The organism is Paraburkholderia lacunae (assembly GCF_003353175.1).
Lineage (GTDB): Bacteria > Pseudomonadota > Gammaproteobacteria > Burkholderiales > Burkholderiaceae > Paraburkholderia > Paraburkholderia lacunae.
Map to the genome: position 1 here is coordinate 336859 of NZ_QHKS01000003.1, position 19858 is coordinate 356716.

13 protein-coding genes and 1 tRNA gene are annotated in these 19858 nt (G+C 64.2%); 7 read left to right on the forward strand and 7 right to left on the reverse strand.

The genetic code is table 11. The features are described 5' to 3' along the window. Nucleotides 1-69 precede the first annotated feature (69 nt). Both DLM46_RS06425 and DLM46_RS06430 read right to left on the reverse strand, forming a co-directional pair. On the reverse strand, nucleotides 70-1479 hold the full coding sequence (locus DLM46_RS06425; protein WP_115100005.1) for an LLM class flavin-dependent oxidoreductase: 1410 nt from the start codon (nucleotides 1477-1479) through the stop codon (nucleotides 70-72). 5 nt (nucleotides 1480-1484) lie between these two features. Beyond that, a complete protein-coding gene (locus tag DLM46_RS06430; RefSeq protein ID WP_115100006.1) occupies nucleotides 1485-2729 on the reverse strand; it encodes an acyl-CoA dehydrogenase family protein in 1245 nt (414 codons plus the stop codon). A 393-nt stretch (nucleotides 2730-3122) separates the two neighbouring features. Here DLM46_RS06430 and DLM46_RS06435 point away from each other — a divergent pair, with 393 nt between their 5' ends. The 4 genes from DLM46_RS06435 (at nucleotide 3123) to DLM46_RS06450 (ending at nucleotide 8455) form a co-directional block, all read left to right on the forward strand. Next, the gene (locus tag DLM46_RS06435) at nucleotides 3123-4760 is read left to right on the forward strand and encodes a sugar ABC transporter ATP-binding protein (RefSeq protein ID WP_244305864.1); all 1638 of its coding nucleotides are present in this window, start codon (nucleotides 3123-3125) and stop codon (nucleotides 4758-4760) included. Continuing rightward, complete coding sequence (locus DLM46_RS06440; RefSeq protein ID WP_115099914.1) at nucleotides 4757-5812, forward strand: ABC transporter permease; 1056 nt, start codon at nucleotides 4757-4759, stop codon at nucleotides 5810-5812. The genes DLM46_RS06435 and DLM46_RS06440 overlap by 4 nt, the downstream gene beginning before the upstream one ends. Nucleotides 5813-6018: 206 nt before the next feature. Continuing rightward, nucleotides 6019-7257, forward strand: coding sequence for an SfnB family sulfur acquisition oxidoreductase (locus tag DLM46_RS06445; RefSeq protein ID WP_115099915.1), 1239 nt, complete (start codon nucleotides 6019-6021; stop codon nucleotides 7255-7257). Between the two features lie 127 nt (nucleotides 7258-7384). Next, nucleotides 7385-8455: a substrate-binding domain-containing protein gene (locus DLM46_RS06450; protein ID WP_115099916.1), complete on the forward strand. Its 1071-nt coding sequence runs from the start codon at nucleotides 7385-7387 to the stop codon at nucleotides 8453-8455. A gap of 80 nt (nucleotides 8456-8535) precedes the next feature. On the opposite strand, the gene DLM46_RS06455 is transcribed toward DLM46_RS06450, so the two are convergent. Beyond that, nucleotides 8536-9540, reverse strand: a complete 1005-nt coding sequence (locus tag DLM46_RS06455) for a GlxA family transcriptional regulator (RefSeq protein WP_115099917.1) — start codon at nucleotides 9538-9540, stop codon at nucleotides 8536-8538. 1345 nt (nucleotides 9541-10885) lie between these two features. Between DLM46_RS06455 and DLM46_RS06460 the strand changes: the two genes are divergently transcribed. Together DLM46_RS06460 and DLM46_RS06465 are read left to right on the forward strand one after the other, a co-directional pair. Further along, nucleotides 10886-10962 (forward strand) — tRNA-Asp (locus DLM46_RS06460). Nucleotides 10963-11048: 86 nt separating this feature from the next. Beyond that, nucleotides 11049-12986: a SurA N-terminal domain-containing protein gene (locus tag DLM46_RS06465; RefSeq protein ID WP_115099918.1), complete on the forward strand. Its 1938-nt coding sequence runs from the start codon at nucleotides 11049-11051 to the stop codon at nucleotides 12984-12986. Between the two features lie 329 nt (nucleotides 12987-13315). Here the strand turns inward: DLM46_RS06465 and DLM46_RS06470 are convergent, their stop codons facing one another. Then, on the reverse strand, nucleotides 13316-14020 hold the full coding sequence (locus DLM46_RS06470) for an arylesterase (RefSeq protein WP_115099919.1): 705 nt from the start codon (nucleotides 14018-14020) through the stop codon (nucleotides 13316-13318). Between DLM46_RS06470 and DLM46_RS06475 the strand changes: the two genes are divergently transcribed. Further along, nucleotides 14019-14705 (forward strand): ABC transporter ATP-binding protein, encoded by a 687-nt coding sequence (locus DLM46_RS06475; RefSeq protein ID WP_115099920.1) that lies wholly within the window; start codon nucleotides 14019-14021, stop codon nucleotides 14703-14705. The two genes, DLM46_RS06470 and DLM46_RS06475, sit on opposite strands and share 2 nt — an antisense overlap. A 191-nt stretch (nucleotides 14706-14896) precedes the next feature. On the opposite strand, the gene pgi is transcribed toward DLM46_RS06475, so the two are convergent. The 3 genes from pgi to DLM46_RS06490 all read right to left on the reverse strand — a co-directional run bounded on the left by pgi (nucleotide 14897) and on the right by DLM46_RS06490 (nucleotide 19787). Then, a complete protein-coding gene (pgi, locus tag DLM46_RS06480; protein ID WP_115099921.1) occupies nucleotides 14897-16519 on the reverse strand; it encodes a glucose-6-phosphate isomerase in 1623 nt (540 codons plus the stop codon). A 272-nt stretch (nucleotides 16520-16791) separates the two neighbouring features. Then, nucleotides 16792-18381: an NAD(P)H-hydrate dehydratase gene (locus DLM46_RS06485; RefSeq protein WP_115099922.1), complete on the reverse strand. Its 1590-nt coding sequence runs from the start codon at nucleotides 18379-18381 to the stop codon at nucleotides 16792-16794. A 110-nt stretch (nucleotides 18382-18491) separates the two neighbouring features. Beyond that, nucleotides 18492-19787 (reverse strand): FAD-dependent oxidoreductase, encoded by a 1296-nt coding sequence (locus DLM46_RS06490; protein WP_115099923.1) that lies wholly within the window; start codon nucleotides 19785-19787, stop codon nucleotides 18492-18494. Between the last annotated feature and the right edge of the window lie 71 nt (nucleotides 19788-19858).

A 19858-nucleotide genomic window follows, 5' to 3' on the forward strand; every position in this document is an offset into this window, starting at 1 on the left:
CCCATCGGCGCGTCGGTCGACGCGCAACTCGATCTTTTTCGCGCAAGCGGGGCACCCACAGAATCTGTACTACCGGCAAGCTTCCTGATCCGGCTGGTTCGCCGATTCGCGCTTGATCCGCTCGATGTCGCGAAACCGCGCCGCAGGATGCGTGTCCGGCAGCAGGGCCGCTGCGCCGAACAGTTTCTCGCGCAGGGTGCCCGGCGTGTAAGCGGTGGGGTACACGCCGCGCCGCTGCAACTCGGGCACCAGATGGTTCACCACGTCCTCGAAGGTCTCATGGGCGATGGCATAGGCGAGATTGAAACCGTCCACGCCGGTGGTCTCGACCCACTGCTGCAGAATGTCGGCGACCGTCGCCGCCGAGCCGACGAACACCGGCCCGAGGCCGCCGATGCCACCCCAGGTCGCGAGCTCTTCGATCGTCCATGCCTTGTCGCCGCCCGCCAGATGCTCGACGGCCGACACGATGGCGTTGGTCTCGACGCGCTTCACGAGGTCGGTCGGCGCGTACTGGCCGAAGTCGATGCCGGTCCAGCCGGACATGAAGACGAGCGAGCCGTCGTAGGACACATAGCGCCGGTATTCCTCGAACTTTGCCTGCGCCTTGGCGTCGGTCTCGTCGACGATCACCGTGACGAGGTTGTAGATCAGGAGCCGTTCTGGATCGCGTCCCGCTTCGGCAGCCTGGCGGCGCACGTCGGCCACGTAATTTTTCAGCACCGACTGCGAGGGCGCGGCCACGAACACGCACTCGGCGTGCCGGGCGGCGAACGCCTTGCCGGGACCGGACGCGCCAGCCTGATACAGCACCGGCGTGCGCTGCGGCGAAGGCTCGCACAGGTGATAGCCGGGCACCTCGAAGAATTTGCCTTTGTGGCCGATCTCATGGACCTTGTCGGGGTTCGTAAAGACCCGGTTGTGGCGGTCGCGCACGACGGCGCCATCTTCCCAGCTGCCTTCGAACAGCTTGTAAAGCACCTCGACGTACTCGGTGGCGACCTCGTAGCGGTTGTTGTGATCGCGCAGGCCGCCTTCGCTGATATTCTTCGCGCCGCTTTCCAGATACGAGGTGACGATGTTCCAGCCGATGCGCCCTCGAGTGTGGTGATCGGCGGTGGAAAGCCTGCGCGCGAAGGTGTACGGATGCTCGAACGTCGTCGAGGCGGTGATGCCGATGCCCAGATGCTCGGTCACCATCGCAATCGGCGCGGCGAGCTGCAACGGATCGTTGACGGGAATCTGCGCCGCCTGTTGCAGCGCGTGATAGTTGCCGCCCTTGTAGACGTCGTAGTAACCCACCACGTCGGCGATGAAAATGCCGTCGAAGATGCCTTTTTCCAGCACCGTGGCCAGATCGGTCCAGTAGGTCAGATCCTTGTACTGCCAGGAACGGTCGCGTGGATGAGCCCACAAGCCCGGCGACTGGTGACCCACGCAGTTCATTTCGAACGCGTTGAAACGGATGGATTTGCTCATGATGGTTAGCCGTTGCCGCGGGCCGGTCCAGTGCCGATCCGCCATTTGTACGGCGGCTCGGTGCCGTTGATCGCCCAGTCGCCGGCGATCCTTGCCTTGTAGACCAGCGGGTTGTGGGACGAGACCGTGCGCGCATTGCGCCAATGGCGGTCGAGCGCCTTGCTGGTGCTGGTCGCCGAAGCGCCGAGCGCATTGAACAGGTGCGTGGCCGCGCGCAGCACGAGTTCCGACACGACCACCTGAGCCTGTGCCGATTCGATTTCCGCGGCGAGGTTCGCTGCGTGTTCGGCTTCGGCGTGGCCGGCGAAATGCGCTTCATAGGCGCGCTGCGAAGGGCGGGTTGCCTGCAGCGCGACGGCTTCGGCCGCATAGGCCCACGACGCGATTTCGCCGACCACCTGCTGGATCTGCGCGTCGTCGCTCGCGCGAGGCGCGTTGCCGTGGCTGTAGATACGCGTGCGCTCGCGCACCAGCGTCGCCGCGTCGCGCTTGACGGCTTGACCGATGCCCGCCAGTGTCGCCAGATGGAACAGCTGATAGAACGCGGTCTGATATCTGAAACGGCGGGCGAAGTCGATGACGTCATGTTCGTCGACCACGGCGTCTTCGAACAACGTGGTGCCGCTGCCGGTGGTGGTCTGGCCGAAACCGTCCCAGTCGTCCTTGCGAATCACGCCGGCCTGATGCGTGCTGACCGCTGCAATCACGTCGCTGCCGTCGTCCGAGCGTTGTGCATACACATCGATCCAGTCGGCGAAGATGCTGCCGGTGCTGTAGTACTTCGAACCATTCACGACCCAGCGGCCGTCCTTTTTCGATACCTTGGTATTGACGCTGCCGATCTCCGCGCTGCCGACTTCCGTCCATGCGTTGCCGACCAGCTGGCCGCTGACGAAGCGGTCGAACCATGTGCGCTGTTCGGCGGCGGGCGGCGCATTCAGCCAGTTTTCGACGAATGCGAAATGGGCGCGCAGTGCTTGCGGCAGATTGGAGTCGGCCGCGGCCAGCTCGGTGATCAGCTGGAACAGTTGCGGGATCGACGCCCCGGCGCCGCCAAAGCGGCTCGGCACGCGCACTGCGCCGAATCCGGCTTCCTTCAGCCAGGCAATCGCGTCGTGCGGTAAATCGCGGGAGCGGTCTCTGGCAACCGCGCCTTCGGCGATGCGCGTGAATATGGGTCTGAAGCGATTCGCGAGCTGTTCGTAATCGGTGCCGGTGGACAAGTGAATGTCGCGCTGGAGTAGGGTCATCTGGGCTTCCTTGCGGTTCATTTGCTCGCCAAGTTAAAGCAGGTTGTGCGCAAGCGCCTACCACCGAATAGTCACTTGCTAATGACGTTTTCTTGATTCCGGGTCAAGCGGTTGTTTTTTCGGGGGATTTGTCGGGGCTGGCCGGTTGCGTGCGCAGTAGCTGCCGCTTCACTGCGGCGTTCGGCAGGTACACCCTGCGAGATCGGCGAAGTCATCGTGCCGGCCGAACGCCTGGGCAGCGAGATTCGTGTTTGAACGACACAATCCGGCATTCCACGAGAATCCAAATGAAAAATCGTTGGTTCCCCGGCGGCGGGCGCCTACGTAATCTTGTCGGCTATCGCAGACAGGAACCGGGCGGCTTTGCGATGCGCCCTTCATGAGGAGAACCACATGCCCACGTTGCGCGGTGCATGGGCAATGCCGTTCGTGGCGGATTTCAGTTCGATCGCCGCAACTCCGACCGATGCCGCCGATCCGAATGAGCAGCAGGCAATCCGCATCGGCGTCGTCACCGGGCGCCATGCCGGCAAGATTCGCGACGGGACCGAGCCGGTCCTGACCGCGGTTGCCATCACGAAGCACTTCGGTCCCACCGTCGCGCTGTCGAAGCTCGATCTTGCTATCCGTCCCGGCGAAGTCGTCGCGTTGATGGGCGCCAACGGTGCGGGCAAGTCCACGCTCGTCAAGATTCTGAGCGGTGTGTATCTGCCTGACGGGGGGACGTTGACGCTGCGCGGCGCGCCGTTTCGGCCGGCTTCTCCTCAGGCCGCGAAGCGGCTCGGCGTCGCCACGGTGCATCAATCGATCGCCGATGCGGTCGTGCCGGCGCTGTCGATCGCCGACAATCTGCTGCTCGATCGCCTGTGCGATCCGGGCTCGCCGTGGCGCGTGCCGCCTGCGGCTCGCCGCGACGCGGCGGGGCCGCTTGCCGCGCGAGTCGGTCTGGATGTCGATCTGTCGGCGCCGCTCGCGTCGTTGTCGCTCGCGAGTCAACAACTCGTCACGCTCGCGCGCGCCCTGGCGTCGCACCCCGCTTTGCTGATTCTCGACGAGCCGACCGCCAGCCTGTCCGCGCCGGAAGCCGAACGGCTCTTCGTGCTGCTCGACCAGTTGCGCGACGAAGGCGTCGCGATCCTGCTGGTCTCGCATCGGCTCGGGGATCTGCGGCGCATTGCCGATCGGGTGACGATCGTGCGCGACGGACGTATCGTCGCCGACCTGCAAGCGCCGATCGATTTCGATGCGGCTGTCGAAACGATGATCGGACGGCCCCTACTCAAAGATCGCGCTCGCCATGCGGCGGATAGGGCGTCGCTCGAAGCGTGTTTCAGCTTGCGCGACTTCCAGTTGATGCCTGACAGCATCCCGTTCGATCTCGACGTGCGACGCGGCGAGATCGTCGCAATAGCGGGTCCGGTGGGAGGAGGAAAGTCGCGTCTGGCGAGTGCGATCTTCGGTGCTGCACGCGCGGCCGCCGGCGAGATGATGCTCGACGGGGCGCCGTGGCGTCCGCGCTCGCCCGCTGATTCGATTCGCGCAGGCGTGTTCCTTGCCGGCGAGGATCGTTGGCGCACGTCGCTGTTTCCCGACAGTGTGCCGTTTGCGTCGATCGCGGGCACGCTCAGTTTTCCGTTCATGTCGCGCTGGTTCCCACGCGGCACGGTACGCCGGACGGTTGAGCGCGATGCCGCGCTCGAAGCGATCGGCAACTTCGGCATTCGCTGCACGGGTCCCGACGATCGCCTCACGCACCTGTCCGGCGGCAATCAGCAGAAGGTCGTGCTCGCGCGCTGGCAGGCGCAACGCGCGCGGCTGTTGCTGCTCGACGAACCGTTTCAGGGCGTCGACGCGGGCGCACGCGCCGATATCGTCGATACCTTGCGGCGGCACGCGCGTGAACGCGCGACGATCGTGTTCGTCAGCGATCTCGAGGAGGCGTTCGAGATTGCGGATCGCGTCGTGCGCTTCGATCGCGCGACGCTAGATCGCGTACCCACCACCGACCCGACTGCCCACCTCCATCCATGAAACCCGTTACCCCTTCTATCGCTGTCAACGCGGTCACGGCGAGGCGTGCGCGCCCCGCATTACGCGGCTTGCGCGAGCACCTCGAACGCACCGGCATCCTGCTCGTGCTCGCCGTCCTGATTACCGTGTTCGCCACCAGGGAACCGGCGTTCCTGAACATCGACAATCTGTTCAGCATCCTGCAGGCGGTATCGATCGTGGCGTTGCTCGGCATCGGTGTGACGATCACGCTGGCGGCAGGCGGTTTCGATCTGTCGGTGGGCAGCGTGGCCGCGTCGGCGCAGATGGCGGCGAGCTATGTGCTGATCGTCTGGCACGGCAGCGCGCTGGCGGCCGTGGCCGCATGCGTCGCGCTCGGCGTCGCAGCCGGTCTGTTCAACGGCTTGCTGATCACGCGGCTGCGTGTGCCGGACCAGCTCGCCACGCTTGGCACGCTGTTCCTGCTGGCCGGCCTGCAACTGATTCCCACCGGCGGCCGTTCGCTCGCCACCGGCACCGTGTTGCCTGACGGCACGGAGGCAACCGGCGTTTTCCCTGCCGCGTTTCTCGCGCTTGGGCGTCTGCGTCTTTTCGAGGTGGTGCCGTTGCCGGTGCTGATTCTCGCTGCGTTGACCGTGCTCGCCTGCATCGCGATGGAGACCACGCGCTGGGGCCGCGTGATCTACGCGATCGGCGGCAACGAGACGGCCGCACGGCTCGCCGGCGCGCCCACCGCGCGCTACCGGATCGCGGCATACGTCGCGTCGGGAGCGATCGCGTCGCTAGGCGGCGTGCTGATTGCCGCGCGCGTCGGCCGGGGCGACGCCAGCGCCGGGCACTCGCTGCTGCTCGACGGCGTGGCCGCGGCGCTGGTGGGCTACGCGGTGTGGGGCGCGAAGCGGCCCAACGTGTTCGGCACAGTGGTGGGCGCGGTGTTCGTCGGCGTGCTGCTCAACGGACTGACGATGCTGAACGCGCCGTATTACATGCAGGATTTCATCAAGGGCGTCTTGCTGGTGCTCGCCCTGGCGTTCACGTTCAGTGTCGGGCGGCGCGCGGATTCGCGCACATGACCCGTGCGTGGTGGGGTGGCGGAGTGGCGGCGTCGCGGTGTCGCAGTGTCGGCGTCGTGCCGACCCAGGTCGTGCCGATCGCATCCGGCGGAAAACCGCCGGTGATCGTTTGCCATCCGAAGGAATATCGATTGCCGAATCGTTCAGTTTGCGCGCGCGATGTCCACTGATAGATTGTGCGAACGGCAATTCAAGCGGAGACGCTCATGGCAGAGATTGACGAAGCACCTTCATCGCATACGACCGAAGCGGACCGGCATGCGGTCCGCGTGATCGCCGACGACGCAGAGGCGCTCGCGGTCGCACACGAACTTGCGTCGCGCTTCGCGCACGGCGCAGCGGAGCGCGACCGCGAGCGCCGCTTGCCGCACGACGAGATCGAGTGGTTCTCGCAGTCCGGCCTGTGGGCGATCACGGTGCCGAAGGCGTACGGCGGGGCGGGCGTGTCGTTTGTCACGTTGACGGAGGTCGTCAAGATCGTCGCCGCGGCCGACCCTTCGCTCGGCCAGATGCCGCAGAACCACTTCGGCCTTGTCGACGTGATCGCGCTGACAGGCACGGAAGAGCAGAAGCGGTATTTCTTCGCGCAGGTGCTGAACGGCAAGCGCTTTGGCAACGGGTTCTCGGAGAAGGGCACGAAACACGTGCTCGATCTGAAGACTCGGGTGCGGCGCGACGGTGAGCACTATGTGGTCGATGGCGCCAAGTTCTATTCGACGGGTGCGCTGTTCGCGCACTTCGTGCCGGTGCTCGGACTCGACGACGAGCGCAAGGGCTGGCTCGCGTGGATTCCGCAGGGCACACCGGGCCTGAGCGTCATCGACGACTGGTCGGGCTTCGGTCAACGCACGACGGCGAGCGGAACCGTGGTGCTGGAGAACGTGCGGGTGCCGGCATCCCACGTGTTTCCGGCGCACCGTGTGTCCGATTTTCCGACGCTCAACGGCCCGATCTCGCAGATCATTCAGGCCTCGATCGACGCCGGCATCGCGAAGGCGGCGCTCGGCGATACGCTGACATTCGTGCGCACACGCTCGCGGCCGTGGATCGATAGCGGCGTAGAGCGTGCCGGCGACGATCCGCTGACCGTGCGCGAGATCGGTCATCTGCACATCCAGTTGCATGCCGCCGAGGCCTTGCTTGAACGCGCTGCGCGTGTGATCGACGAGATCGCCGCCAAGGGCGGCATCAGCGAAGACGACGTTGCGCGTGCATCGGTGGCGGTGGGCGAAGCGAAAGTGCTGACGACCGAAATCGCCTTGCTCGCTGGCGAGAAACTGTTCGAACTCGGCGGCACGCAAGCCACGCTCGGTGAGCACGGTCTGGACCGGCATTGGCGCAACGCGCGCACGCATACGCTGCATGATCCGGTGCGCTGGAAGTATCACCTGGTCGGCAACTACTATCTGAACGGCGTCAAACCGGCCCGTCATCCGTGGAATTGATCAACTGGGCGGACCGCGTCGTGCCCGCAATGCATCCGGGCGCGCGTGGTCGCGCACGCACCGCGGCGCAAGCCGGATAGCGCCTGCTTCGCCATAACCACATCGTCTATCGGGTTGGGGATCCTTCATGAAATCGGTTTTTCTCCGCAAGTCTTTCGTCGGCCGCATGTTCGGCGCGCTGACTTTGTTTTCGGCTACCGTGCTGACAGGACTCGCCGCACACGCCGCGCCGCTGAAAGGCGCGCCTGCGCCGTTCGATAAGGGCGGCGTCAAGATCGCACTGGTCAACTATCTGTCCACCGGCGATTTCTTTCAGGCCTATGAAGCCGGCGCGCAAAAGCAGGCGCAAGCGCTCGGCATCGATCTGCGCATCTATGAAGGCCGTCAGGATGCGGCCGAGCAGCGCGAGCAGATCCAGCAGGCGATCAGCCTGGGCGTGTCGGCGATCATCGTCAATCACGGCTTGCCTGAATCGCTGAAAGACGTCGTGCAGCGCGCGCTCGACAAAGGCATCAAGGTGGTCGCGTTCGACGTCGACCTGGGCAACCCGAAGGTGCCGCAGATCGAGCAGAGCGACCGCGACCTGGCGGCGTTGCTGCTCGAGCAGGTGGTGAAGGACAACGGCGACACGTTTGCCGCGGGTTATGTGTATGTAGCCGGCTTCGCGCCGCTCGACCGGCGCGATGCGGTATGGCGGGACTTCAGGAGCGCCCATCCGAAGGTCCAGGAAAAGGCGCGCTGGGGCACCGTCGACAATCCGATCGCGCAATCGGTGGCGAACCAGGCTGCCGCGGCCTATCGCGCGCATCCCGACATTCGCGTGGTGTTCGCGCCTTACGACGAGTTCGCGCGCGGCGCGAAACTCGCGGCGGACGAAGCGAACCTGTCGTCGAAGATCCGCATTTACAGCGCGGATATTTCGACCGCCGACATCGAGGCCATCCGCGCACCGGGCAGCGCATGGGTGGCGACGGCGGCGACCAACCCGGCGGTCGTCGGCGCGGTGTCCGTGCGCGCCGCGGCATTGCTCGTAGCCGGGCAGGACCCCGGGCGCCGGATCGTCGTCAAGCCGGCGCTGATTACGCGCGACGATCTGGTGAACAACAACATCCGGACCATCGCGGAGCTTGGCGCAAAATTCCCGGCCTTTCGCGCGAGCGACGCTGCAACGGCGCCGTGGATTCCTGGGGCGGATTGAGCCGCGTCATGCGGACTACGTCAGCCGCGCCAGGACGTTCGACGGGTACCTGAGATCGCTTTAAGCCGTCAGCCGGCCCGTTACGACAGTCCGTGCAACTGCCGCCCGTTGGCGCGATACTCGGTCGGCGTCGTTGCAAGATGCTTGCGGAAGAGTTTGGAGAGCTGTCCACCGGTGCCGATGCCGCAGCGGCGAGCGATCTTGTCGACGGGGAGGCTGGTTTCGACAAGAAGGCGGCAACTCAGGTCGAGCCGTACCTTCAGCAAATAGTCAGACGGGCTGAGGCCGACTTCAATCTTGAAGCGGCGCAGGAAATTCCGTTCGCTCATTGCGGCGACCTGTGCCGCGTCGCCGATCGAGACCGGCTGGTCGCCGTGGGATTCCAGCCACTGCGCGGCCGCCTGAATCTGCTTGCTCAAAAGCGCGGAGGTGTTCTTGCGAACGGTCGTGGTGAACGGCGTTTCAGCGAGCGGTTGCGTCCTGGCGGCGATCTGCTGGGCGATCTCAGAACCGAGATCATCCTGAACAACGCCTAGCGCCAGTCGCAAAGAGACGGTGGCGTCGTGGGAGAGTTTGGCGCTACGCGGCTTTCGGCCGACGTCGCCGCAGCCGGGCTCAGGATTGCCATCGGTGATGAATTTTGTCAGTCCGGTTGCCTCCAGCAGCGGATTCTCGCCGAAAGGCAGGCATACGTGCTCGGCGCCGTGCGAGGCGCGCCGCAGCCACCTGATCAGATTGACGTCGTGCAGTGTGTTCCACAAGTCTGCGCCGCCTGCAATGAAGAGTGCGTGAAGCTTGTCCGCCTGTTGGCGCGCCTCGATGCTTTCCGTGTACACGAACACCGATGACGAACTGGCTACCCGGCCTCCGGTCGCGGACAGCAGACGGACGTCGTAACGTGTCCTGGCCAGCTTGCGGGTCTCGGCGAGAGCGTTTGCCGCCTGGAATATCTCGATAACAGAAGCCGCCTCAGGCAGCGCAAAGCCGTTAAACAAGGCTATGCCGATATGCTTGACGTTACTGGTTTGCAACATAACTTGCCGTTGCAGCCGGTCGTTATTTTGAACGGTTGAATAGTGCTCCATTTTGATCCTCGGAAATAAATGAATCGATTCGAGTCGCTTTAATTGGTATGGACCTGCGCCCGCCTGGCGGTTTTGGACAAAACCGATGGCGGGTGTTTTTTAATTCAAGGGCTTTAGCTGCAATATGCGTTTTGTTGGGGAACCGTCGATCGATTGAGAGGCAATTGTAAGCTGCTGACTATATTACATTTGACCGTGCGTCTCATTCCAGAAAAAATAATATTTTCTGTCGATATACCGGTTGCTGGCCAGCTTGGTCCTGTTCGCTGCCGCGCACCTTTATTTCTATCCCTTACGGGAACCGCCTTCGGGGCACGTTGCTGCGCCCTTGGAGATCGGCTTTTACTCAGGAAGACAACGTTTTACTTCGTGATTGAATTCTGACCCTCAGTGAAATATCAGACGGCGAGGTACGCTTCACAAGAAACACTTATCAATTGCATTTGATGGCCTGTCGTGCATGGGGACTTTTACCTGCCTTGCACACAAATATTCAGACACTCCCATTTCCATGGGTAAGGCGCTCGCTCCGGAAGTACCGCGCGGCCTCGACAGCTCAATCGATGGTGCGCGCTTCAGCTGAGGTTCGCTGCGCGTTTTCTCCTGGCGCTATCAGTCAATGTGTTGGCCGGTTCAGCCGCTCGCGCACGACACCCCGTCCGTTCTACCTATACTCGCGCCGGCTCGCTGCGCACCCGATGGCGCTCAGCCATCGCCGAGTATCTTGTGCGTCCTCGCTCCCCGTTACCACTGCTCGACATTCGATTTGCCAATTCATGAAATATCCCTACGACCTCCTTCTTTCAGCACTTTTGCTGCTGCTCGCCCTAGGCTGCATTGCGAAGCTGGCCATCGGATGAGCGCCTTGCTGGCGCAGGTCGTTGCGTCGGCGCCTCCATCCACCACGGCGAAGAGCGGCGTTGCGGGGGCGGTGGTTCGGGTCAGGTTTGGGTCGACACCAGCACGAGGGCCGGCCGCTGCTCGAGCGCCAAATACTCCGGCAGGACAGGAGCGGCGGGGACATGCCCGACGCTCAAGCGCCGGCAACGGATTGTCACGCCGTTCGCGGCAGGGTCCGCTAATCGGCCTGACCTGCTTCAAGGCCCGCCGGGCAAAAGCGGCGGCCGTGCGCAATGTTGCGGTCATGCGACGGTTTCGGTTACAATTACTCTTCGTTGTATTTTTCGATGTATCCGTCGGATTGCGTCGGATCGGATTACGCGGGCGCCTTACCCCATAAGGCTTGGCGGGCCGTTTTTCGAGCCCCCGGCGCGATCGGATCCGGCTGGATGCGTCGGCAGTAGTGCGGCATCAACGGCCTGGAAGCAAGTCAGGCGCGGTACAAGGAGTGGTAGTTCAGTCGGTTAGAATACCGGCCTGTCACGCCGGGGGTCGCGGGTTCGAGTCCCGTCCACTCCGCCAGTATCCTCGAAAGGCGAACTCCGGTTCGCCTTTTTTATTGCCCGCTGTTGTAAGATCGGGCGTTCTGTTTTTGGCACCCCTCACGCATGCTCGATTTTTTCCGCAATCACAAACGCCTGATGATGTTCATGCTCATCCTCGTCATTGTGCCGGGGTTGGGTTTTGTGGGTATTCAAGGCTTCCGCGGCTTTCTTGACGAAAGTGCCAACGTCGCCGGCGTCAACGGTCACAAGATCACCCGCGCTGAGTATGACGGCGCCATGCGTCAGCAGCTCGACCGCGCCCGCCAGATGCTGGGTGCGCAGTTCGACATGAAGTTGTTCGACACGCCGGAGCGCCGTCGCGAAATGCTCGACGGTTTGATCGAGCAGCGCGTGCTGGCCGACGAAACGCAGCGCTTGCATCTGACCGCTTCGGACGAGGCCGTGCGGCGCGTCTTGCTGAGCGATCCGGTGATCTCGTCGCTGAAGAATCCCGACGGGTCGATCGACGTCGACCGTTACAAGCAATTGCTCGCGATGCAGGGCATGACGCCCGATCAATACGACGAGCGTGTGCGCTACAGCCTCGCCACGCAACAACTACCCAGCAGCATTCAGGGCAGCGCGTTCACGTCGAAGACGCTCGCACAGCATCTGACCGAACTCGCCGAACAGCAGCGCGAAGTGCAGGGCATCGCGTTCCATCCGCGCGACTATGCAGCGAAGGTGCAGCCGACCGACGCGCAACTGCAGGCCTATTACGACGCGCATCGCAACGACTTCGCCACGCCGGCCACGGCGACGATCCAGTACCTCGTGTTGTCGCCGGCAACGCTCGCGGCCGCGGTGCAGCTGAGCGACGCCGATCTGAAAAAGTATTACGACGACAACATTGCGAAGTACCGCACCGAGGGCCAGGTGCGCGCGAGCCACATCCTGATCGCCGCGCCGAAAGACGCAAGCGCTGCCGACAAGGCCAAGGCAAAGCAGAAGGCCGAAGAGGTGCTCGCGCAGATCAAGGCGCATCCGGATCAATTTGCGCAGATCGCGCAACAGAACTCGCAGGATCCGGGTTCCGCATCGAAAGGCGGCGACCTGGGTTACTTCGGCCGCGGCATGATCGCGGGCGGCCAGGCATTCGACGACGCCGTGTTCGCTCTCAAGAAAGACGAAGTCAGCAGCATTGTGCAGACCGACTTCGGCTATCACATCGTCGAGGTCACGGACGTGAAGCCGGCCGTCACCAAGCCGTTCGACGAAGTGAAGGAGGCGATTGCGAAAGACGTCAGGACGCAGCAGGCGAGCAAGACCTTCAGCGACGAGTCGGAAGGCTTCACGTCGCTCGTCTACGAAAAAGCGAAGAGCCTGCAGCCGGCCGCCGACAAGTACAAACTGCAATTGCAAACGGCCACGGTTACGCCGCAAGCCGACGCGAAACTGCCGCCGGATAGCCCGCTGAACAACGCGAAATTCCTCACCGCCGTGTTCGCAAGCGATGCGGTGACGGCGCGCAACAACACGCAAGCGATCGACGTCGGCGGCAATACGCTGATCGCCGCGCACGTGACGGACTACAAGGCCGCGGCGGTACCGGCGCTCGCTGCCATCAAGGACGCGGTGCGTCAGAAGGAGATCGCGGCTCAGTCGAACGAGGCGGCGCACAAGGACGGTCTTGCGAAGCTCGCCGAATTGCAGAAGTCGAATGCCACGACGGGCTTCTCGTCGCCGGTGAAGGTGTCGCGTAACCAGGCACAAGGCGTTCCGCCTGCGGCGTTGAGTGCAATTTACAAAGCGGATGCGCAAAAACTCCCGGCTTATGTCGGCGTCGATCTCGGCAACGACGGCTATGCGATCTATCGCGTGAACTCGGTGGCGGCGAGCGCGCCAGTCGATCCGCAGCGTCTGGCAGCGGCACAACAGCAGATTGCGCAAGTCGACGCGCAGTCCGAAGCAGAGGCTTACGTGCAAGCGCTGCGTGAACGGGCGAAGGTGAAGTTCTACGGTTCGCTCGACAGCAGCAACGCCCAGGCGAGCGGCGAATAAGCTTCGGTTCCGGCAAATCGGTCAGCGCGCGGTACAACGAAACGCGCAGATGCAAAAAAGCCCCGCAATGCGATTGCGGGGCTTTTTTATTAACGGGTTTGACGAGCGCAAACTCGTTGCTGGTTTTGTCCAACCGACTGGCCGCCCGTGGGCGGTTAAGCGGCAGGGGCGAAAATTGCCACGGTCAACGCGATTAACGGTACGTATTTCACGTTATCTCGTCAAAATTCGCTCGGAATCGAGCCGGCTTGCATAGATTGCGCAATAATCCGATGGACCTTCCGGATCCATGTTCCCCGATTTTCGTAAGCAGGTTGTTCGCGAACTTCTCAGCGCGGCGAACTTGTGCGCAGCAACGGCTTCACAGCCGGCCACACGTTGTCGAGCAGCACCGGTTGTGCCTGTTGCGTCGGATGAATCTGGTCGGCCTGAAACATCTCCGGTTTGTCGGCGATGCCCGCGAGCAGGAAGGGCACTAGCGGCACGCGCAGTTGTTTCGACAGTTCGCCGTAGAGGCCGTGGAACTTTTGTGTGTAGTCCGGGCCGTAATTAGGCGGTACATACATGCCGACCAGCACGACCTTCGCGTGACCTTGCTGAGCCTGCTCGATGATCGTGCGCAGGTTGTCCTCGGTGGTGGCGAGCGGCACGCCGCGCAACGCATCGTTGGCGCCGAGTTCGACGATCACGATGCTCGGTTTGAGTCTTTGCAGGAGCGCCGGCAAGCGGGCCCGGCCGCCGCTCGTGGTGTCGCCGCTGATGCTTGCATTGGCGACGCTATAATCGATTCGCTCGTCGTTAAGGCGCCGCCGCATCAAGGCCACCCAGCCGGTGTCGCGGGGCAGGCCGTATTCGGCGGAGATGCTGTCGCCGAGCACGACGATCACCGGCTTGGCCGCGTCGGGCGCGTTGGCGGCACGAGCCACGAAGGGCGTCGAAAACATGGCTGCGGCCAGCACGGCGGAGCCGAATCCCGTAGTCAGCGCCGCAGCGCGAGGTGCCTTGGCGCGCACTTTCAACCTACGCTTCACCATGCTAAACAAAACTGATCCAGTCATTGACGTGCGGGGTTTGAGCAAGCGGGTTAAGGATGCTACGGGCGAACTGACGATTCTCGACGATATCGATCTTGCCATCGCGGCCGGCAGCAGTGTGGCGATCGTCGGTGCGTCCGGGTCGGGCAAGTCTACGCTGCTTGGCTTGCTCGCAGGATTGGACAGCGCGAGTTCGGGCTCGGTTCGGCTGCTGGGCCGCGAACTCACCGAACTGAACGAAGATGAGCGCGCCGCATTGCGCAGCGGCTCGGTCGGTTTCGTGTTCCAGTCGTTTCAACTGATGCCGCATTTGACGGCGCTCGAAAACGTCACCTTGCCGCTCGAACTGCAAGGGGGCATCGGCACCCGCGAGGCCGCGGCGCGAGCGCGCCGCTTGCTGGAGCAGGTGGGGCTCGGGCAGCGCACCGGTCATTATCCGAAGCTGCTGTCGGGCGGCGAACAGCAACGCGTCGCGCTCGCGCGTGCGTTCGTCACGCACCCGGCGATCCTGTTTGCCGACGAGCCGACCGGCAGTCTCGATGCGGCTACGGGTCATGCGGTGATCGACCTGATGTTCGAGATGAATCGCGCGAACGGCGCTACGTTGATTCTCGTCACGCACGACATCGAGCTTGCGCGCCGCTGCGATACGACGGTGACGATCGAGGCGGGGCGCTTGGCCTGAGCGTGGCGCCGCACCGCCCGGCACATGCCAATCGTTCGTACAAAAGCAAAGCGGGCCGCGAGGGCCCGCTTTTCACTCCAGCCGAGGTCATCCAATAGCGCAACCCGCTACCGCAACCCAACGCAGCCAACCGGCCGCGATAGAGCGGCCAGCGCAAGCGCATTCGGCGCGAACAGGCGCGCCGCTCACGTTCAACGCTTTAACGCAGCACGTGCCCGCGCGATCAACGCCGAGGTCGACGAATCGTGTTTCGCCGCATCGACGCTTGCCGCCGTCAGGTCCGCCTCGACCACCTTGCCGAGAATCTTGCCCAGCTCGACGCCCCATTGATCGAACGGATTGATGTTCCATACCGACGCCTGCACCAGCACCTTGTGCTCGTACAGCGCGATCAGCGCGCCGAGCGAACGCGCGGTCAGTGCGTCGACCAGCAGCGTGCTGGTCGGACGGTTGCCCGGAAACACCAGATGCGGCGCCAGTTCCGGCTTGTCCGCGCCAGCCACTTTTTTCGCTTCTTCCAGCGTGCGGCCGAGCATTAGCGCTTCGCTTTGCGCGAAGCAGTTGGCCAGCAGCTTCGGATGATGGCTGACGAGCGGATGCTCCGGCGTCAGCACCGCGATGAAGTCGATCGGCACGATGGTCGGGCCCTGGTGCAGCATCTGGAAGAACGCATGCTGACCGTTCGTGCCCGGCTCGCCCCACGTGACGGCGGAAGTCGGATAGTCGACCATGGCGCCGTCCAGCCGTGCCGACTTGCCGTTGCTCTCCATCTCTAGCTGTTGCAGGTACGAGGGCAGGAAATGCAGTGCTTCCGAATACGGCGCGACCAGATAGCTTTGCGAGCCGAAGAAGTTGCGATACCAGATGCCGATCATGCCGAGCAGCACAGGCAGATTCTTGTCGAGCGGCGCGTCGCGGAAATGCTGGTCCATTTCGTCGGCGCCGGCCAGCAGTTCGCCGAACTGCCGCGGACCGATCGCGATCATGATCGACAGGCCCACCGCCGACCACAGCGAATAACGGCCGCCGACCCAGTCCCACATCTCGAACACGTTCTCTTTCGCGATGCCGAACCTGACCACTTCCGCCGGGTTCGCCGACACGCCGACGAAGTGCTTCGCGAGCGCGCTTTCCGGGCAGCCTTTCTCGGTGAACCAGTCGCGCAGCGAGCGCGCGTTGGTCATCGTTTCGAGTGTCGTGAAGGTCTTGGAGACGATGATCGCGAGCGTTTCTTCGGGATCGATCTGCTGCATCACGTTGTACAGATCGGCGCCGTCCACATTCGACACGAAGTGCGTCGTGATCTCCGGGCTCGCCAGATGGTGCAGCGCGTGCACGACCATCTTCGGCCCGAGGTCCGAGCCGCCGATGCCGATGTTCACGATGTGGCGGATCCGCTTGCCGGTGTAGCCGGTCCAGGCGCCGCTGCGCACCTGGTCGGCGAAGGCGGCCATCCTGGCGCGCTCGGCTTGCACCTGCGCGTAGAACGGCGCCTGCGGGTCGCTGGCGCGCAGCGCGGTGTGCAGGGCGGCGCGGCCTTCGGTCGGATTGACGACTTCGCCCGCGAACATCGCGTCGCGGCGTTTCTCGACGCCGGCTTCGCGGGCGAGTTGCACCAGCAGTTTCAGGGTTTCGTCGGTAATGCGGTTCTTCGAGAAATCGGCCGCGAGACCGCCGCCCGCGAACGCAAAGCGCTCAGCACGGGTAGGGGCGGGATCGTTCTCGGGGGCGAACCAGTCGCGCAGGTGCGCATCGCGAATCTTCTCGTAATGCGATTGCAGCGAGGACCAGGAGGGGAGCGAGTTCTGCGTCATAGCGTCCGTCTAACGAAGGGCACGAAGAAAGGCGCGCGCGTGAAGCGCTGCCGAGGATGATGCAACGATGCTGTCAGAGCGATGCCGCGCGGCCGGGTTCGTCGCCGGTTGCGGCGAAGCCTCGCGAGCCTGTTTCGGGATGAGAGCGCTCGCTTAAGTTTCGCCGCAACCCGCAATGAATCTGTCGGGCGGCGCAGTCAATCAGTATAGCGGCGTTGCGTGTCAGGCGGCAGCGGTGTGGGCATTCGCGGCAGACTGCGCGAGATGCGGGTTCATCGATTCGGTGCCGGATAGAACATCTGGTTCAGCAAGGTCCGCACCATCGGCGCCAGTTCTCCCGCCGTCAAGCCGGCCGGGCCGTGGCCCTGGGCGCTCAGCGTGTCGGCGGCGAGGCCGTGCAGGTAGACGCCCGCCAGCGCGGCTTCAAAGCGCGGCAAGTGTTGCGCAAGCAGGGCGCCGATGATGCCGCCGAGCACGTCCCCGGTGCCGCCTGTCGCGAGCGCGGCATTGCCGGTCGGATTGATGGCGAGGCGGCCGTCCGGGGCGGCGATCACCGTGCCGGAGCCTTTCAGCACGACGACGCTGGCAAAGCGCGCCGCCAGCGCGCGCGCCGCGGCCAGCCGGTCGCGCTGCACGGCCGGGGCGTCGGTGCCGAGGAGGCGCGCGGCTTCGAGCGGATGCGGCGTCAGCACGCACGGATCGCCTTGCACGCCGCGCGCGGTGACTGCTGCCGCAAGCGACGGGTTTTTCGAAATCAGATTTAGCGCGTCGGCGTCGAGCAGCTTGGGCGCGTCGAGGGACAACACGTCGTGCAGGACCTGCGTGGCGCGCTCGCGATGGCCCATGCCGCAGCCGACGGCGAGCGCGTCCATCGTATCGAGCGGCAGATCGTCGATTGCGTGGAGCATCAGTTCGGGATGCGGCGGATCGTAGGGCGGCGCGCCTTCGCCCAGCAGAGCGACGTGCACTTTGCCCGCGCCGGTGTAGAGCGCCGCGCGCGATGCGAGGATCGGCGCGCCGCACATGCCGGTGTCGCCGCCGACCACCGCGAGGCTGCCGAAGCTGCCCTTGTTGGTGGCGAAATCGCGTGACGGCAGGAAGGCGGCGAACAGATCGGGCGCGTTGAGTTGCACGCCCGTGCGGGCGGAGCTGTCGATGCCGATCGGCGCCACCGTGACCGCGCCGGCGAGGTCGCGGCCTTGTGCGGTGAAGAGACCTGGCTTGGCGCCGATGAAGGTGATGGTGTGGGTGGCGCGGACCGCGTCGCCTTCGCTTTGCTCCTCGCCGACTATCGTGCCTGTATCGCTGTCGAGGCCGCTTGGGGTGTCCAGCGCCAGCACGCCGCCTTTGTTTGTTCTGGTGCGTTGCGAGAGCTGGCGGGCGGCGCTCGCGAAGACGCCTTCCAACGGGCGTGTCAGGCCTATACCGAACATGCCGTCCACTAGCCACGTGTATTCGTCCAGCGAGGCCGGGAGTGTCGAGCTGATTGCAATGCCGGCGGCGCGGGCGTTGTTCAGGGCCCAGCGGGCGTCGTCGGGTTTTACCTCGATGGGCATGCAGAGTTCTACCGCGAAGCCTGCTTTGTGGAGTTCCGTCGCCATGACCAGGGCGTCGCCGCCGTTGTTGCCCGGCCCGGCAATGAGCCACACTTTGTGCCTTGTTCTGGCGACCGACGTGTCGCGGGTGATTTGCTCGCTCAGGAAGCTCGCGGCGGCTTTGCCTGCGCGGCCCATTAGCGTATGAGCCGGCAACGCTGCCGATGCCTGGGTTTCCAGGATCCGCAGGTCCGTCAGGGTGAGGAGGGGGAGCGCACGGGTGTGCGGGGTGATGAGCTGTGCAAACGTGGTGTCGGATCGGGTCATGGCGGCGGCTTGGGGTTCACCTTTTAGCAAGGTGAGTCAGCTTTTGACGCCATTATGGTCGTGCGGATTGGGTGTGTGGGTTTTTTTGCCTGCGCGGCAGAAAGCCTCTGTCAAAACCGGTCCGGCCGAAGCGCCGCCAACGTATCCACGGGCAGGTCAGGCGCCGCACCGGCAATGAGATCGGTCACCAGTTTCCCGGCTCCGCATGCCAGCCCCCATCCCGCGGGGCCATGACCCACATTCACAAAGAGACGGGGATGCAACGCGTTGCCGATCACCGGCAAACCATCCGGCGACAGCAGTTTGACCCCCTCCCACGGCAGTGCCGCGGAAATCCGCGCGGCGCCCGGGAGCCAGTCGTGCGTCGCCTGGCCCAGCAGCGCAAGCGCCTCCTTGGTCAAGGCTTCGCCGAGCGGTTTGTCGATCTGGCCGGTACTTTGCAATACCGCGCCGCCCGCAATCCGCAGACGATGGTTCATCCGCGTCACTGCAATTCGCTTCACCGCGTCGACGATCGCGACGTGCGGCGCACATTCCTCATGCGCTATCGGTGCAACCAGGGTGTGCAGGCGCAGCGGATGCAGCGGCAGTCGCAGCCCGAGGCGTTCGACGAGCGGCAAGCTGCCGTAGCCCGCGGCCACGACGATCGCATCGGCGCTGATGACGTCGACTTCGCGTGAACGGGACGTCTTGCCGGGGCGCGCCGCCAATTCCACCGCTGGGCGCTCGCCGTCGAGGCGGATCGCCGACACTTCGCAGCCCAGCATGAATTGCACGCCGCCCTGCGTATCGAGCGTTTGTTTGATCAGCTTGGCAAACAGCGGGCAGTTGGCCGTGCGCTCATGGTCGAACAGCACGCCGCCGGCGAATGGCGGATCGGTCGGCACGGAATGCTCGAACGCGGCGCATTCGGCGGGCGTCAGCACGTGATGCGGCACTTCGTATTGACGCAGCAATTCGAGCGCGGTGTGTGTCTGTTCCCATTCCTGCGCGGAGCGCACCAAATAAAGCAGGCCGTTCGCCTGTTCGAATTCCAGGCCGAAGCGCGCCTCCATGTCGGCCATCGCGTCACGCGATGCCTCGATCAGCGGGCGCAGCCGCCCGTATTGCCGGCTGAACGTCTCCGGCTCCTGCAAGGCGGCAAGCTGCTTGACGAACTGGCGCGCCGGCCCGTTGAAGCCGGCCTTGCTGATGACACCGTTCTTCGCGCCCTGACGGTTCGCCATGAAAGTCGGGCCGAACCAGACGTCGAGCGGGGTCGGGAGGACGGTGCCGCCGTGTCCATAGGTCGCGCCTTGCGCGACGGTCGCGTGGCGCTCGACGACGCACACCCTGTGGCCCGCCGCGCGCAGCTGATAAGCGGTGGCGACGCCCACTATCCCGCCGCCGATGACGATGACATCCATGTTCTGATTCGATTTGCCGGCGGGATACCGAAGCCCTGCATTCCGCTCAAGCGTGGCATGCGGCGCGAAGC